The 13,741-nt window shown below is 59.8% G+C and carries 19 protein-coding genes; 13 read left to right on the forward strand and 6 right to left on the reverse strand.

The window, feature by feature from the left end:
* Positions 1-75 precede the first annotated feature (75 nt).
* The gene (locus ACQKPZ_RS06420) at positions 76-426 is read left to right on the forward strand and encodes a response regulator (RefSeq protein WP_427536254.1); all 351 of its coding nucleotides are present in this window, start codon (positions 76-78) and stop codon (positions 424-426) included.
* A 264-nt stretch (positions 427-690) separates the two neighbouring features.
* Here ACQKPZ_RS06420 and cobF read toward each other — a convergent pair whose 3' ends face one another.
* Both cobF and ACQKPZ_RS06430 read right to left on the reverse strand, forming a co-directional pair.
* Entirely contained in the window at positions 691-1,440 is a 750-nt protein-coding gene (cobF, locus tag ACQKPZ_RS06425; RefSeq protein WP_427536256.1) for a precorrin-6A synthase (deacetylating), read from the reverse strand.
* Positions 1,441-1,507: 67 nt separating this feature from the next.
* Positions 1,508-2,797 carry an OprD family porin gene (locus ACQKPZ_RS06430; protein ID WP_427536258.1) on the reverse strand — a complete coding sequence of 430 codons (1,290 nt, stop codon included), beginning with the start codon at positions 2,795-2,797 and terminating at the stop codon, positions 1,508-1,510.
* A gap of 360 nt (positions 2,798-3,157) precedes the next feature.
* Here ACQKPZ_RS06430 and ACQKPZ_RS06435 point away from each other — a divergent pair, with 360 nt between their 5' ends.
* The 3 genes from ACQKPZ_RS06435 to ACQKPZ_RS06445 all read left to right on the forward strand — a co-directional run bounded on the left by ACQKPZ_RS06435 (position 3,158) and on the right by ACQKPZ_RS06445 (position 4,607).
* Entirely contained in the window at positions 3,158-3,517 is a 360-nt protein-coding gene (locus tag ACQKPZ_RS06435; protein WP_391129203.1) for a histone-like nucleoid-structuring protein, MvaT/MvaU family, read from the forward strand.
* Positions 3,518-3,739: 222 nt separating this feature from the next.
* The gene (gloA, locus tag ACQKPZ_RS06440) at positions 3,740-4,267 is read left to right on the forward strand and encodes a lactoylglutathione lyase (protein WP_427536259.1); all 528 of its coding nucleotides are present in this window, start codon (positions 3,740-3,742) and stop codon (positions 4,265-4,267) included.
* 97 nt (positions 4,268-4,364) lie between these two features.
* A complete protein-coding gene (locus ACQKPZ_RS06445) occupies positions 4,365-4,607 on the forward strand; it encodes a hypothetical protein (protein ID WP_427536261.1) in 243 nt (80 codons plus the stop codon).
* A gap of 126 nt (positions 4,608-4,733) precedes the next feature.
* On the opposite strand, the gene ACQKPZ_RS06450 is transcribed toward ACQKPZ_RS06445, so the two are convergent.
* On the reverse strand, positions 4,734-5,555 hold the full coding sequence (locus tag ACQKPZ_RS06450; RefSeq protein ID WP_427536263.1) for a shikimate 5-dehydrogenase: 822 nt from the start codon (positions 5,553-5,555) through the stop codon (positions 4,734-4,736).
* Positions 5,556-5,716: 161 nt separating this feature from the next.
* Here ACQKPZ_RS06450 and ACQKPZ_RS06455 point away from each other — a divergent pair, with 161 nt between their 5' ends.
* Positions 5,717-6,061, forward strand: coding sequence for a hypothetical protein (locus ACQKPZ_RS06455; RefSeq protein WP_427536265.1), 345 nt, complete (start codon positions 5,717-5,719; stop codon positions 6,059-6,061).
* Between the two features lie 94 nt (positions 6,062-6,155).
* Positions 6,156-6,338, forward strand: a complete 183-nt coding sequence (locus ACQKPZ_RS06460) for a hypothetical protein (protein WP_028613209.1) — start codon at positions 6,156-6,158, stop codon at positions 6,336-6,338.
* Between the two features lie 80 nt (positions 6,339-6,418).
* Here ACQKPZ_RS06460 and ACQKPZ_RS06465 read toward each other — a convergent pair whose 3' ends face one another.
* A complete protein-coding gene (locus tag ACQKPZ_RS06465; RefSeq protein ID WP_427536267.1) occupies positions 6,419-6,733 on the reverse strand; it encodes a chemotaxis protein in 315 nt (104 codons plus the stop codon).
* 164 nt (positions 6,734-6,897) lie between these two features.
* Here ACQKPZ_RS06465 and ACQKPZ_RS06470 point away from each other — a divergent pair, with 164 nt between their 5' ends.
* Entirely contained in the window at positions 6,898-7,722 is an 825-nt protein-coding gene (locus tag ACQKPZ_RS06470; RefSeq protein ID WP_427536377.1) for a S24 family peptidase, read from the forward strand.
* Positions 7,723-7,760: 38 nt separating this feature from the next.
* On the opposite strand, the gene ACQKPZ_RS06475 is transcribed toward ACQKPZ_RS06470, so the two are convergent.
* Entirely contained in the window at positions 7,761-8,084 is a 324-nt protein-coding gene (locus tag ACQKPZ_RS06475; protein WP_427536269.1) for a DUF1654 domain-containing protein, read from the reverse strand.
* A gap of 235 nt (positions 8,085-8,319) precedes the next feature.
* Here ACQKPZ_RS06475 and ACQKPZ_RS06480 point away from each other — a divergent pair, with 235 nt between their 5' ends.
* The 5 genes from ACQKPZ_RS06480 to pbpG all read left to right on the forward strand — a co-directional run bounded on the left by ACQKPZ_RS06480 (position 8,320) and on the right by pbpG (position 11,567).
* Complete coding sequence (locus ACQKPZ_RS06480) at positions 8,320-8,994, forward strand: polysaccharide lyase family 7 protein (RefSeq protein ID WP_427536271.1); 675 nt, start codon at positions 8,320-8,322, stop codon at positions 8,992-8,994.
* A 158-nt stretch (positions 8,995-9,152) separates the two neighbouring features.
* The gene (locus ACQKPZ_RS06485) at positions 9,153-9,389 is read left to right on the forward strand and encodes an Arm DNA-binding domain-containing protein (protein ID WP_427536272.1); all 237 of its coding nucleotides are present in this window, start codon (positions 9,153-9,155) and stop codon (positions 9,387-9,389) included.
* Positions 9,390-9,751: 362 nt separating this feature from the next.
* The gene (locus ACQKPZ_RS06490; RefSeq protein WP_427536274.1) at positions 9,752-10,024 is read left to right on the forward strand and encodes a type II toxin-antitoxin system Phd/YefM family antitoxin; all 273 of its coding nucleotides are present in this window, start codon (positions 9,752-9,754) and stop codon (positions 10,022-10,024) included.
* Entirely contained in the window at positions 10,002-10,307 is a 306-nt protein-coding gene (locus ACQKPZ_RS06495) for a Txe/YoeB family addiction module toxin (protein ID WP_403201740.1), read from the forward strand. Before ACQKPZ_RS06490 ends, ACQKPZ_RS06495 begins: the two co-directional genes overlap by 23 nt.
* Positions 10,308-10,640: 333 nt before the next feature.
* Entirely contained in the window at positions 10,641-11,567 is a 927-nt protein-coding gene (gene pbpG, locus ACQKPZ_RS06500) for a D-alanyl-D-alanine endopeptidase (RefSeq protein WP_427536276.1), read from the forward strand.
* 168 nt (positions 11,568-11,735) lie between these two features.
* Here the strand turns inward: pbpG and ACQKPZ_RS06505 are convergent, their stop codons facing one another.
* Complete coding sequence (locus tag ACQKPZ_RS06505; protein WP_427536278.1) at positions 11,736-12,182, reverse strand: hypothetical protein; 447 nt, start codon at positions 12,180-12,182, stop codon at positions 11,736-11,738.
* 174 nt (positions 12,183-12,356) lie between these two features.
* Between ACQKPZ_RS06505 and ACQKPZ_RS06510 the strand changes: the two genes are divergently transcribed.
* On the forward strand, positions 12,357-13,691 hold the full coding sequence (locus ACQKPZ_RS06510) for a lysine N(6)-hydroxylase/L-ornithine N(5)-oxygenase family protein (protein WP_427536280.1): 1,335 nt from the start codon (positions 12,357-12,359) through the stop codon (positions 13,689-13,691).
* Positions 13,692-13,741 lie beyond the last annotated feature (50 nt).

Genomic DNA, 13,741 nt, shown 5'->3' on the forward strand with positions numbered 1-13,741 from the left:
GTATCGGTATCCTCGGGAACTTCTGCTGCCATGCGGTGCACAGATTAAAGACATTCATTGCACAGGACCCGAACCATGCACCTTCTGGTAGTCGAAGACGACGACATCGTTCGTATGCTGATGGTCGAAGTGCTCGACGAGCTGGGCTACACGGTCATCGAGGCAGAAGATGCGACAGCCGCCCTGCGGGTGCTCGAAGACCCAAGCCAGGCACTGGCACTGATGATGACCGATGTGGGGTTGCCGGACATGCGCGGCGAAGTGCTGGCAGGCAAGGCGCGCGAATTGCGCCCGCTGCTGCCCGTGCTGTTCGCCAGTGGATATGCCGACAGCCTCAATGTGCCCGAGGGCATGCACATGATCGGCAAGCCGTTCAGTATCGACCAGTTGCGGGAAAAGGTAGTGGCCATTCTGGGCCAGGCTTGAAACCTGTATTGGCTGTGCCGGCCTCTTCGGGGGTAAACCCGCTCCCACAGAACTGCACATTACTTACTGATTTAGCAGGGACCCTGTGGGAGCGGGCGAGTCGATGCGTCGAACCGCCGCGAACACCGGCGCAGCCGGTGCCATGTACCGCGTTGGATTCTTCGCGGGCACGCCCGCTCCCACAGGGATCGCATGGATTGAAGGTTTGTGCACTTGCTGTGGGAGCGGGTTTACCCGCGAAGGGGCCAGCAAAGGCAACACACTTCACAGCTCCCTGCGCAAAAGGTAGGTATCCATGATCCACCCCTTGCGCCGCCGCTCCCGCTCACGCACTTGCAGAATCTGCGCCTTGACCGCCCGTAACCGCCCGGCAATCAGCACTTCATCCTCGGTCCCCAGGTAAGCGCCCCAGTAAATCATCAACGCCGGGTCATCAAGCTGGGCAAACGCACACTGCCCGTCGAGCATCACCACCACGTTGTCGACCTGCCCCTGCCCGGCCAGACGCCGCCCGGGCAGCACAGTCAGCGGCTCGCCGACACGGTTGAGCGGCACCTGATGGCGCGCCGCCAGCGCCTGCACACTGCTGATACCCGGGACAACCCGCAGACGCAGCGCCACGCCCCGGTCGCGGACCAGGTCGAGAATGCGCAAGGTGCTGTCGTACAGGGTGGGCTCGCCCCACAGCAGAAAGGCGCCGGTTTCCCCGTCGCCGATTTCCTGCTCGATCAATTGGGCATACAGCCCGGCGCGCTGCCTGTGCCAGTCCTGCACCGCGCCCAGGTAGTCACTTGCCCGGCCATCACGCAAGGGGTCGGCCACCTGCACCAGCCGAAACCCGCCTTCGGGACGGTAGCGTTGCAGAATAGCTTTGCGCAGGCGTACCAGTTCATCCCTGTCGCCGCCCTTGTCGAGCACGAAGAACACGCAGGCGCTACGCAGCGCGTCGACTGCCTCATAGGTGATCTGGCGCGGGTCGCCCGGGCCGATACCGATCAACAACAGGTCTTTCATTGCCCTGCCCTTTACGGGAACCAGCAGCCATTGTCAGGCGGCTGCCGGTATTTGGCAAAGCGACCGCTTAGAAGATCGAGAAGTTGTAGCTGACAATAACCCGCGTCTCATCCATGTCGCGTGCCCACTTTTCGTAGTTACTACGGTAAGTGGAATTACGCAGGCGTACACTGACATCCTTGAACGTGCCACTTTGCACCTGGTACTTGAACTCGGTGTCGCGTTCCCACTCTTTGCCTTCGGCCATGCTGCCCGGCACTTTGATGTTGTCACCATTGATATAACGGGTGAAGAAGGTCAGCCCAGGCACACCCAGTGCCTTGAAGTCATAGTCATAACGCACCTGCCAGGAACGCTCCTGTGCAGCGGCGAAATCGTTGACCTGCGCATAGTTCACCAGGTAGGGGTTACTGCCATCCAGATAGGGCATGGCGCTGTCGCCGTACATGCGCTGCCAGCCGGCACTGACCTTGTGACCGCCCAGGCTATAGCCGAGCATTGCACTGAAGGCGCGATGGTCGATTTCGCCGGCGCGGGCATTGCCGATGTCATCACTCTTGATCAGGCGCAGGTCGGCAGACACGCTACCCACCGCCAAAGGCTGGCTGGCCACCAGGCCAAGGAAGTGCTGGCGGTAGATATTCTCAAGCTTCGCCACCTGGTACTGGGCAGTGAGCCGCTCGTTGAAACGGTAATCGACACCGGCCAGGTCAAAGTGATCAGCCTCGGTATCGCAGGCATAGCGCTTGTTCTTGCAATGCACGCGAATGTCCTGACGGTCAGTGGAGTCGCGTGCGGTGTACTTGTCCAGGCGGGCCAGGGTGAACCTGAAGTCGCGTACCTCCTCGGAGGTAAGCATGGCGCCATGGAACAGGGTGGGCAGCAGGCGACCGTCGTTGTACTTGAGCAACGGTACATCCGGCATCATCGAGCCGTACTTGAGCACGGTATTGGACACCTTGACCTTGGCCGCCAGCCCCATCTTCGCGTACTGGTCAGCCGAATGCCGCGGATCGTGGCCCGACGACGGCAGCAAGCCGCTGTTACTGTCTGCCGGGCTGGAGTCGAGCTTGAAGCCGAACATGCCCAGGGCGTCAACACCAAAACCCACCGGCCCCTGGGTATAACCCGACTGTACATTCAGGATAAAACCTTGCGCCCACTCTTCCCGCTTTGACGCGCCCTGAGTGGAACTGGTGTGGCCGTCACGAAAATCCCGGTTGAAATAGACATTGCGTGCTTCAACCTTGGCACTGCTGTCTTCAAGAAAACCGACGGCCTGGGCATTGGCACCGGCACACAACAGGAACAGGCCGGCAACACGACGCCCGCAGGCGTGAGGAGATGGGGGAAACATGCGGAGAAACATCCAGAATCAAAGGCGAATTAACACACTGTGGCACGCACTGGCCACGGTACTGCGACACGGCCGAACAATCGCCGGCCATCATCTGAAATGATCGCGCAAAGGCCCTGGCACAGGCCATTGGACCATGGTCTAAACGTAGCAAAAGGCAACCGCCAAAAAATCGGAAAATACCGCACGCAAAACTAGGAAAGTTCCCACCTTACTTACAAAAGTTTGCAGTTTACCCAGTAGCAATGAATGACTACACTCGATATCAGCGAACAGCGGAACCCACCCGCGTGGCTGGCGTTTTATGTGTATTCAATGTTCGTCACGCCCTGCCACGACCGACGTACAGGAGTGATTACAGTGTCCAGACTTGCAGAGTTTCGTGCTGCCGAAAAAGCGCTCCAGGAGCAAATGGCGCAACTGGAAGCCTTGAAAAAGGATGCCGGCCTCAAACGCGAAATCGAATTCGAGCAGAAACTAGTCGGCCTGATGAAAAGCTATGACAAGAGCCTGCGCGATATCATCGCCATCCTCGACCCCAAAGCCGTGACCAGGGTTGCCAGCACCGCGCCCAAGCAAACGCGCCGCCCGCGCGTGGTAAAGGTGTATCAGAACCCGCACACCGGCGAGCGGATCGAGACCAAAGGCGGCAACCACCGTGGTCTCAAGGCCTGGAAGGAACAGTACGGGGCCGCTACGGTTGAAAGCTGGGTGCGCTGATGAAACATCAACGCCCACTTCACACTTTTTTCACAAGGGCTGGCTCAGTATCGAGACAGCTAAAGGACTAGCGACCCCACGCGCCCGCACATGCGGGCCTCTAATTCCAGCGCCCTGCCTCGTGCAGGGCGCTTTCATTTGCGCTATCGGCGCACTGCCGTATCATGGCCAGCCTGTCTGTTTTGCCGGTGCCCTGCGCCCGGCCCCGTCTCAGGAGTTCCCATGAGCCTGCACGATCTGCAAACCCTGCCTGGCGTCACTGCCCAGCCGGACACTGCCACTGCCCAGTTCGTTTTCAACCACACCATGCTGCGGGTCAAGGACATCGAGAAGTCGCTGGACTTCTACACCCGCGTGCTGGGCTTCCGCCTGGTGGACAAGCGCGACTTCCCCGAAGCCGCCTTCAGCCTGTACTTCCTGGCGCTGGTCGACCCGGCGCAAATCCCTGCCGATGACGCCGAACGCCACCAGTGGATGAAGTCTATCCCTGGCGTGCTGGAACTGACCCACAACCACGGCACCGAAAACGATGCCGGGTTTGCCTACCACAACGGCAACACCGACCCGCGTGGCTTTGGCCACATCTGCATTTCGGTGCCGGACGTACGCGCCGCCTGTGCCCGCTTCGAAGCACTGGACGTACCGTTCCAGAAACGCCTGCAGGACGGGCGCATGAACCACCTGGCATTCGTCAAGGACCCGGACGGTTACTGGGTAGAAGTGATCCAGCCAACCGAGCTGAAAGGCTAAGCGTTCATCGTCGTTCGCTCGTCGGGCCGGGAACTCCCGGCCCCTTGCTGTGGTATATGAAGGTAACTGCTTCACATGCCACAGCGAGGTAATGACGATGCAATCTCTTCACTGTGAATACCGCAAGCACACCATCACCGCCAGCGTGATGCCGCACCCCGACTCCCCCCTGCCCTATGCCGCCGGCTGCCTGATCACCGCCCCTGACGGGCATACCAGCAGGCGCATGTCGATGCCGATGAAGTTTTTCTCAGACGTTGAAAATGCGCAGCACGTGTCGCTGGCCCATGGCCGGGCATTGGTGGATCAGCAGCTGGACGAGGGGCACAAGGTGTTCTGACCCTGTTGCAGTCTGTACTGGCCCTTTCGCGGCTAAAGCCGCTCCCACAGGTACCGCACAGATTTCAGATGCTGTGCTGTACCTGTGGGAGCGGCTTTAGCCGCGAAAGGGCCAGTACAGGAGTAACTAGATATCCCGGGCGTACGCCACCGCCGCATCCACTTGCTCCTGCGTCGGCCTCACCCCGGTGTACAGCACAAACTGCTCCAGCGCCTGCAAAGCAATCACCTCCAACCCGGTGATGACCGGCTTACCCTGCGCCTGCGCCCGGCGGATCAGCGGCGTCTGTGCCGGCATCGCCACCACATCGAACACCCGCTCCGCCGCCGCAATGGCATGTTCGGAAAACGCCAGATCCTCAGCCTGCGGCCCCCCCGCCATCCCGATCGGTGTCACGTTCACCAGCATTGGCGGGCAGATGTCTCCCAGCTCAGGCAGCCAGCGGTAGCCACACACATCCGCCAGATGCCGCCCGGCCTGCTCGTTGCGCGCAACGATGATGCCTTCGGTAAACCCGGCGTCCCGCAAGGCGCTGGCCACAGCCTTGGCCATGCCACCACTTCCCCGCAGGGCAAACGCGGTGCCCGGGTCAACCTGATGCTGGGCCAGCAACTGACGCACGGCCAGGTAATCGGTGTTGTAGGCCTTCAGGTGGCCATCAGCATTGACCAGGGTATTGACCGACTCGATGGCCGCCGCCGACGGGTCGATTTCGTCGACCAAGGCCATGCAAGCCTCCTTGTACGGCATCGACACGCCGCACCCGCGGATCCCCAATGCACGGATACCTGCCACTGCTGCCGGCAAGTCATCGGTGCGCATCGCCTTGTAGTAGAAATCCAGACCCAGCTGTTGGTACAGGTGATTGTGAAAACGCACGCCGAAGGTGCCAGGGCGACCGGCCAGTGAGATGCACAGCACAGTGTCCCTGCTTGGAGTTGTCGACATAACCTGCTCCTTTGTCATAACTGAAACGTTTGTGCAGCGTAACAGAGGTAACCACTGGTCGTCCCTTACACAACCTTTACCGTTCCCCTGTGCTCAGCTGACGAAGACCGGAGTCATAGTAGTAAGGCCCCGAACGTGGGGTTTGCCTGCGAGGTTGTTTTATGAACCGTCTCATTCCCGGAATCGCCCTGCTGGTCGGTGCCTTGGCTGCCAGCGGGCCTGTTGCCGCGCACGGCGGCCATGGTGGCGGTGGTTGGTATGGGCCCGGCCCGCTGCTAGGTGCGGCGGTGGTCGGTGCCGTGGTCGGGGCGACGGTATATGGCGGGCGCGACCGTACCGTTTATGTCGAACGCCAGCCGATCTATTACGGGCCGCCACCGGTGTACGTGCAACCGCCACCACAGCCGGTGTACTACCAGCCGTACTACGCGCCTGCGCCACCGCCCCCGGGCTACCGCACGTACTACGGCCCGCCGCCGGTGTATTACGGCCCTCCGCGCTGGTAACGGTTGATAGAACTAATGACCACTATCGAGGAAGTTGATTTCAAACCGCCCAGGCTGCTGCGTATGGTAGAGCCATGTTTCACAGGAGGTCCCCATGGCCACTATCCAGATCATGTCCGTTGTCGGCAGCGCCGTTCCCACTTCACTGCGTGAGCAGGGCCTGCTGGCGTGCTGGTACCTGGTACGTAACGGCGAAGCCGTAAGCGGCCCGATGCCAACCCTCGCCTCGGCGCAAGCCCTGGTTGAACAGCTGCAACCAGGCACCCTCGTCGCCTGACCCGAATTTGTTGTGCGTTGCTCCCTACGCCCTTATGGCCCACCAATATGGTGGGCTTTTTTTTGCCTGTGGCTGCAGCTTCAGCGTTGGGCGCCAGGGCCCTGTCGGCTACTCAGCGCCATGACCTTGCCTTGCAGTCGCCCGACCGTCAGCACCAGCCTGTTACGTTCTTTCGCCAACTCGTCGGCTTTGGCCTCTGCTTCTCGGCGAGCATCCCGTTCCAGGTCCAGCAACTCGGTCAGGCGGCGAATGACGGCAACATCTGCGTTGTCCATCGCGCGCTCAGTCGCATCCCTGGACAACCACTTGCGCAGCCACAGAAATGCACCTAGCAACACAGTGCCCGTGCCGCTCAGCCAAGTGACTGTGCCCGGGCCGAGGTCGGTCGGATCCATGTGAACCTCATTACGGATGATGATGTGATGAGCCATGGAGAAAGGTGTCTCGCCGGCTTTTCTTGTTTGTAGATTTAATTTAGCCTAGAGCTAATTCAACCACAAGAGCCAATTTAGCCATGCGTACATTTAGCAGCAAGCTAAACACTGGCATGCTTCGCCCCATGGACATCTACGACATTCGCAAGCACAACCTGGTCAAGTTGATCGGCAACCAGAGAAAGGGATCCTGCGCAGAGCGCTGGGGGATGGCGCCTGCACACCTTAGCCAGATCCTTTCTGACAAGACCGCAAAAAACCTGGGCGATGACGTGGCCCGCCGAATCGAGGGTATCGAGGGCCTGCCCCGCGGGTGGTTCGACGCACTGTCGGCAAGTGACCCGGTGCAGATGCCAGTCGAAGCTGGCGATGGCAGACTTTCTGCGGCCGACCTGGTCAAGCAGATGCTTGCCAGAAGCGGCAAAGGCATCGCGGAAGCAACCCGGCAACGGTTGCTGGCCGCCGCTGAAGAACCGCAGGACGCCACACTGATCAAAGCCGAGCGTGGCCGCCCTGGCCTGGTGGGTGACGAAGTGTGGATTGCCCACTACGACGTGCGGGCCGCCATGGGCGGTGGCCAGATCCCCCACGATTACCCGGAAATGTTCAAGGACGTTCGCGTCAGCCCCAGCCATCTTCGCGAACTGGGCCTGGAATTCATCGAACACCACCACCTCAAGATGGTGACCGGCTGGGGCCAGTCGATGGAGCCGACCATCAAGCACCGCGACCCCTTGATCGTGGACGTGAGCATCCGGGATTTCGTGGGCGACGGGATCTACTTCTTTTCCTGGGGTGATCACATCTACATCAAGCGGCTGCAAATTGCGGATGAGGACCACTTCGAAATGATCTCCGACAACGCACGGCACAAGGACCGCATGATTCGCCGCGAAGAAACCTACATTCAGGCCAGGGTGCTGCTGGTCTGGAATGCACACCTGGTTTAACGCCGCAGCCCGCCATCCAGGCGGGCTTTTCATGATGCTCAGAAAGGCGCTGCCTCTTCGACCTCCTCCTTGCTGCCCTGCTCGACGATGAAGTTGTCGCGCTCCTCTACACTGCTGCGCGCCCAGCGCACGGTCACGCTCTCGTCATCATTGAACGTAAGGTCCAACTCGGACGTTTCGGACAAAAGGCCCATCACCTCTTCCCACTCCGCATCACCGTCGGTATCCAGGCGATGCACCACAACCCAGCGCTGGGTCTGCGCCAGCGGGTGGTTGATCATCGACGACACCCGCAGGCTAAGTCGCTCTATTCCGGTCATTGCCAGGCGCTGCTGGGGGGTTGACTGCATGTGCATAGACATATTCTCATCCTGATAGCTGTATATTAGTACAGTGCTCGAAGAAAGCTTATCTCACCGCCAAATCCAGCGTAAAGCCCCGCCGCTAAAATTTTCGCCAGCGGGTAATTTTGCGCAAAGCGAAATTTATTTAGCCTAAAGCTATTGACCAACATTTAGCCTGCCGCTAACTTTTATACGGCAGGCGCCAACATGGCTGCCAGAGCACCCCAACCCCAGCATTACGTAAGGATTTCTCATGACCGTAGACATCAGCAACCTCATCATCGCCACACCGGTAGCCGTATCCTCGACCAACCCGGTAGCACTCGAACTGAACGGTGCCCAGGCCATTGCCCGGTACCCGAGCATCGTGAAGGTGCTCAGCGACGGTTCTGTCCAGTTTTCCGCCCCCACCAAAGGCGCTTCAAGCAAAAGCACCCGCAGGACCCGCTGCGAATGGACGGAAACTGAAGGCTGGAACCTGGACAGCGCTCAGGATCACTGGAATTACCAAACCATGACGCTGACCAAGGTCAATTCGGCGCAGAAGGTGGTAATCGCCCAGATGCACGTACGTGGGGACGATAGCCCGCCGGTAAAAGTGTTCTGGAACAAAGGCAACATCACCTTGGGGTTTCGGCGCACCTACAACCAGGCCGACCCGGTGAACTCGACAGTGCTCAAAGGGGTGCCGCTGGGGGGCAGGTTCATCGTCAGCATCCACACCACGTCTGCTGGTGTGGTCAATGTTACGGCCAAATACAATGGTGTATCCGGCTCTTCAGGTGACTTGCACCTCGACAGCACCTGGGCATCTCGCCTGTTTGAATTCCACGGCGGCATCTACAACCAGGTTGACTACACCGCTGCAACACCAGCCGATGACGGCTCGATCTGCATCATCAGCGAACTGTCGCTGATCCACCGCTGAACGACGCAAGCCCGAAAGGCAGCCCGGTGCCTTGCCCATCATGGGTTGCACCGGGATCGCCGTGACACGCCACGCCAGTGATTCGTCTCGATGAGTCATATTGTTGCCTTCCCGCTCTCAGACTAATAATTAACTGTCTGCCTGGGGAGGCGCGAAACATGCAACCAAGATTCGTTATCGTTCCTGCCGTGCCAGTGGAAGGCGAGTCCGTCCGCATCGGCAACCGGTTCTATGCCGCTACCACTTCGGGCGGCTTCGATATCTACGACAACCAGGAGAAACAACGGCTCAAGCGCGGCTTTATCAACAAGTCCGAGGCAGCGGCGGCGTGCACGTTGATGAACGATGAATCACGCAACCCACAAGCGCTGTTTCCCATTTTGCGTACAGATTGATTCCGGGCAGATCAATCCACCATCCTTAGGGAACATGGCCACGCCAAGTGGCCATGGCCAACCTGTATCGAAAATAATGCACTGACATGCAGGATGTGTGCGGGAGCTGCGTTGGGCCTTGACAGGGTTGTACAACGTTTTGTACCATCCCCGCATTGCTGACTTACAGCAATAACTGTCGGCCCTTCAGGACCTTTCCGATGTATTGGCCGATGTGTATGTAGCACAAGCACATCACAGGTCACCCAGGCAGTCCAAGACGCGGGTAAAAGACCATTAGAGACACCTTCCCTCGTAAACCTTGCCATTGCAGGTTCGATCGAGAGCTATAGGCTGGTAAGTAAGCAGCCGAGGATTGAAAAATGCACGTACTGACTTTTAGCCAGGCTCGCGCCGAACTGAAGCAGACAATGGATGATGTTTGCCGGGATCACGAGCCCGCCATAATCACGCGTCAGCGTGGCGAACCCGTCGTAATGCTCTCTCTGGAAGATTACAACGGACTGACCGAGACCCTGTACCTGACAGCCTCGACAAAGAACGCCTCACGCCTCCGTTCATCCATTGCTCAGCTCCGGGACGGTAAAGCCGTTACCAAGGAATTGACAATAAATGAGCAAGAAGAAGCAGAGTAACAAAGACAACACCCGCACCATCGCAGGGGTTAAGTTTACGGATGAAGCATGGGAAGACTACTGCCACTGGCAGCAGGCCGATGCCAAAATCCTGAACAACATCAACTCGCTGATCACCCAATGCCGCCGTACGCCCTTCACCGGAACTGGCAAGCCTGAAGCCCTCAAGGGCGATCTGACTGGCCTCTGGTCTCGCCGCATCAACCAAGAGCACCGCCTGGTCTATTTCTTCGAGGCCAACGTTCTCACTATCCTGCAATGCCGCTATCACTACGACAGCTGACACACTGTACTGCGTTGTGATCAACTGGGGCACACGCACCAATGCACATTTGAGTGCTACCCGTGCGCGAAAGCCTCAGCTGGGTCACTCAGTACAGGTACTGCTCACAACCTATGCCAAGTAGTTGAATTCAGCCAACGACTGGGCCGAACTGGCGAAGCTGGAAACGAACGTAATTGGTACAGAATGGGTACAGGATTAAATTTCCTTCACCTTGCGCCCTTTAGTCATAAGGCATTCGACAGCGTTTGGGCCATACTCCACAATGCAGCGGTTTTTAGGGGGAAAACCCTTGCACAGCCAACGACATACCAACTTTTAGTGAGCCTCAACGTGAAAACATCCCTGTCCATCCTCAGCCTGCTGCTGTTGCTCACAGGAACTGCGACCCTACCGTCGACCGCTGCTGCACAACCCCCGGCCCAGGTTCAACGCGACCCGTCCAAGCTGCATCTGGCTTCAGGCAGCGCCCTGCTGATCGACCTGAACACCAATCAGGAGTTGTACGCCAGCCATGCCGAGCGAGTGGTGCCCATTGCCTCGGTAACCAAGCTGATGACCGCGATGGTGGTACTGGATGCCAAGTTGCCCATGGATGAGATGCTCACCATGACCATTGCCAACAACCCGGAAATGAAAGGCGTGTATTCGCGCGTACGTCTGGGCAGCCAGCTCGACCGCCGTGAAACCCTGCTGATTACCCTGATGTCGTCGGAAAACCGCGCTGCCAACTCCTTGGCCAACGCCTACCCCGGCGGCTACCCGGCGTTCATCAAGGCAATGAATGCCAAGGCCCGTAGCCTGGGCATGGCACACACCCGCTACGTCGAGCCGACCGGCCTTTCGACACAGAACGTATCCACCGCCCGCGACCTGGCCAAGCTGCTGATGGCCTCGCGCAAGTACCCGATGCTGAGCGAGCTGTCGACCACCCGCGAAAAGACCGTGGCCTTCCGCAAGCCGAACTACACGCTGGGCTTCCGTAACACCGACCACCTGGTGAACAAGAGCAACTGGGACATCAAGCTGACCAAGACCGGCTTCACCAACGAAGCCGGCCATTGCCTGGTGCTGCTGACCCGCATGGACAACCGCCCGGTGGCCATGGTCATCCTTGATGCCTTCGGCAAGTACACCCACTTTGCCGATGCCAGCCGCATGCGCCAGTGGCTGGAAACCGGCGCCGCCAAGCCGGCGCCAGCAGTGGCCATGCAGTACAAGGCTGACCGCCAGGGCAAAGGCCGGGTGGTGGCGGAGTAACCATCGCCATCTGATGCTACGCGGTCCTGTGTAGGAGCGGCCTTGTGTCGCGATGGGCCGCAAAGCGGCCCCGGCAATCCATGCGACGATGCCGAAATCCTGGGGCCGCTGTGCGGCCCATCGCGACACAAGGCCGCTCCTACAGGGGTCGTACCAGCAGGTAGGTCGTCAGGCCGTTGTGCTGACCATCCCGCCTGAGCTGCTGCCACCTTCTTGCTGCAACAGCTCCAGCAACTGCGCCGTGGCCGCCATGATCTGGCCGTTGATGGTGGCAATGCTCGCTTGCTTGGCACCCACCGCAGCCGCCTTGGCGGCCTCGTCCATCTTGCTGTTTTGCAGCGCAGCCAGCTGTTTCTGCTCCTCGGCCAGCTGCTTTTGCAAATCCTTGATCAGCTGACGCAGCTCCTTCATGGATTCCGATTCGCCGCTGTCTTCAGTGTCTGCGGCTTGCGCCTGGCTACCCGCCGACACTTTCATGCTGTCGCTGCTGATGCTCAACGGCCCCAGTGCTTCACCGGCCTGTTTGGCCTGCTCACGCTCGGTCGCCGCGTTGGCGCTCAGCGTCTGTGCCGAAACGCCATTGATCATCAGGTTGCTTGCTGTAATTGCGCTCATGTCGATTCCTTGGCTGAAAGAACAGTCCTTGCCGTAACTACCCTATCGGCTAGCCCACGCAGATCTTTAGCCCGCTTAAATTCCCCCCCGGCTGGCTCGTTCCACCTCATGTACTTGCGCAGGAGCCGGAGCCCCGGCGGGCGTCCATATTCGACCATTCAGGGAATCGCAGCCATGAGCCAGTCATCACAGCAGGAAACCATCAAAGATCTGATCGGCGTGGGCTTCGGCCCTTCCAACCTGGCCTTGGCCATTGCCCTGGAAGAGCTCGCCGAATCCCAGGGCCATGCCCTCGACGCACTGTTCATCGACAAGCAGCAGGACTACCGCTGGCACGGCGAAACCCTGGCCACCCAGAGCGAGTTGCAGATCTCGTTCCTCAAGGACCTGGTGTCGTTGCGCAACCCCACCAGCCCCTACAGCTTCGTCAACTACCTGCACCAGAAGCAGCGGCTGGCCGACTTCATCAACCTCGGCACCTTCTACCCCTGCCGCCTGGAGTACAACGACTACCTGCGCTGGGCAGCCGAGCACTTCGCTACCCAGGCGGTGTATGGCCAGCAAGTACTGCGCATCGAGCCTGAAGTGCATGCCGGCAGGGTCGAGCACCTGCGCGTGGTCGCACGCGACGCCCAGGGCCGTGAATACAGCCGCCGCACCCGTTCAGTGGTGGTCGGCAGCGGCGGCACGCCGAAAATCCCGGAAAAGTTCAGCGCCTTCAAGGACGACCCTCGTGTTTTCCACCACTCTCAATACCTGAGCAGCCTGAACAAGCTGCCATGCACCGACGGCAAGCCAATGCGCATCGCCGTGATCGGTTCGGGCCAGAGCGCCGCCGAGGCGTTCATCGACCTCAACGACAGCTACCCGTCGGTGAAAGTCGACATGATCCTGCGGGGTTCGGCGCTCAAGCCGGCCGATGACAGCCCGTTCGTCAACGAAATCTTCTCGCCGGACTACACCGACCTGGTCTACAACGAGCCGGCTGACCAGCGCAGCAAGCTGCTGGGCGAATACCACAACACCAACTACTCGGTGGTCGACCTCAACCTGATCGAGCGCATCTACGGCATCCTCTACCGGCAGAAGGTTGCCCACCAACACCGCCACAACGTGCTGTGCCGCCGCCAGGTAGAAGCCGTGGTAGCCACCCGCGAGGGCCTGGAACTGACCCTGCGCGACCTCGCCACCGGCCAGCAGCAAACCCACCGCTACGACGCCGTGATCCTCGCCACCGGCTACGAGCGCCGGTCGCACCGCGACCTGCTGGCGCCGCTGGCCGGCTACCTGGACGATTTCAGCGTCGACCGCAACTACCGTGTGCTGGCCAGCCCCGACCTGCAAGCCTCGGTGTATTTGCAAGGCTTCTGCGAAAACAGCCACGGCCTGAGCGACACCCTGCTCTCGGTACTGCCGGCCCGCGCCGCAGAAATTGGCCGAGCGCTTTACCAGGACCTGGCGCAGCTGCATGGCAAGGCGCAACCAGCCGTGGCCCTGACCCGCGTCTGACGCCCCTGCTTCAGCCCTTCAAGGCCGGCCTGTCGCCTCGCGCGCAGGCC

The sequence above is a fragment of the Pseudomonas sp. NPDC089547 genome (assembly GCF_050280665.1).
Classification (GTDB): Bacteria; Pseudomonadota; Gammaproteobacteria; order Pseudomonadales; family Pseudomonadaceae; genus Aquipseudomonas.

Excerpts from the sequence above, each read along its gene's own strand:
- ACQKPZ_RS06490 (WP_427536274.1), top strand. The coding sequence starts at position 9,752 with ATGCACGTACTGACTTTTAGCCAGGCTCGCGCCGAACTGAAGCAGACA.
- ACQKPZ_RS06510 (WP_427536280.1), top strand. The coding sequence starts at position 12,357 with ATGAGCCAGTCATCACAGCAGGAAACCATCAAAGATCTGATCGGCGTG.
- ACQKPZ_RS06475 (WP_427536269.1), bottom strand. The coding sequence starts at position 8,084 with ATGTCTATGCACATGCAGTCAACCCCCCAGCAGCGCCTGGCAATGACC.
- ACQKPZ_RS06455 (WP_427536265.1), top strand. The coding sequence starts at position 5,717 with ATGAACCGTCTCATTCCCGGAATCGCCCTGCTGGTCGGTGCCTTGGCT.
- ACQKPZ_RS06450 (WP_427536263.1), bottom strand. The coding sequence starts at position 5,555 with ATGTCGACAACTCCAAGCAGGGACACTGTGCTGTGCATCTCACTGGCC.
- ACQKPZ_RS06460 (WP_028613209.1), top strand. The coding sequence starts at position 6,156 with ATGGCCACTATCCAGATCATGTCCGTTGTCGGCAGCGCCGTTCCCACT.
- ACQKPZ_RS06480 (WP_427536271.1), top strand. The coding sequence starts at position 8,320 with ATGACCGTAGACATCAGCAACCTCATCATCGCCACACCGGTAGCCGTA.
- ACQKPZ_RS06430 (WP_427536258.1), bottom strand. The coding sequence starts at position 2,797 with ATGTTTCCCCCATCTCCTCACGCCTGCGGGCGTCGTGTTGCCGGCCTG.
- ACQKPZ_RS06505 (WP_427536278.1), bottom strand. The coding sequence starts at position 12,182 with ATGAGCGCAATTACAGCAAGCAACCTGATGATCAATGGCGTTTCGGCA.
- cobF (WP_427536256.1), bottom strand. The coding sequence starts at position 1,440 with ATGAAAGACCTGTTGTTGATCGGTATCGGCCCGGGCGACCCGCGCCAG.
- ACQKPZ_RS06495 (WP_403201740.1), top strand. The coding sequence starts at position 10,002 with ATGAGCAAGAAGAAGCAGAGTAACAAAGACAACACCCGCACCATCGCA.
- ACQKPZ_RS06465 (WP_427536267.1), bottom strand. The coding sequence starts at position 6,733 with ATGGATCCGACCGACCTCGGCCCGGGCACAGTCACTTGGCTGAGCGGC.
- ACQKPZ_RS06420 (WP_427536254.1), top strand. The coding sequence starts at position 76 with ATGCACCTTCTGGTAGTCGAAGACGACGACATCGTTCGTATGCTGATG.
- gloA (WP_427536259.1), top strand. The coding sequence starts at position 3,740 with ATGAGCCTGCACGATCTGCAAACCCTGCCTGGCGTCACTGCCCAGCCG.
- ACQKPZ_RS06470 (WP_427536377.1), top strand. The coding sequence starts at position 6,898 with ATGGACATCTACGACATTCGCAAGCACAACCTGGTCAAGTTGATCGGC.
- ACQKPZ_RS06485 (WP_427536272.1), top strand. The coding sequence starts at position 9,153 with ATGCAACCAAGATTCGTTATCGTTCCTGCCGTGCCAGTGGAAGGCGAG.
- ACQKPZ_RS06445 (WP_427536261.1), top strand. The coding sequence starts at position 4,365 with ATGCAATCTCTTCACTGTGAATACCGCAAGCACACCATCACCGCCAGC.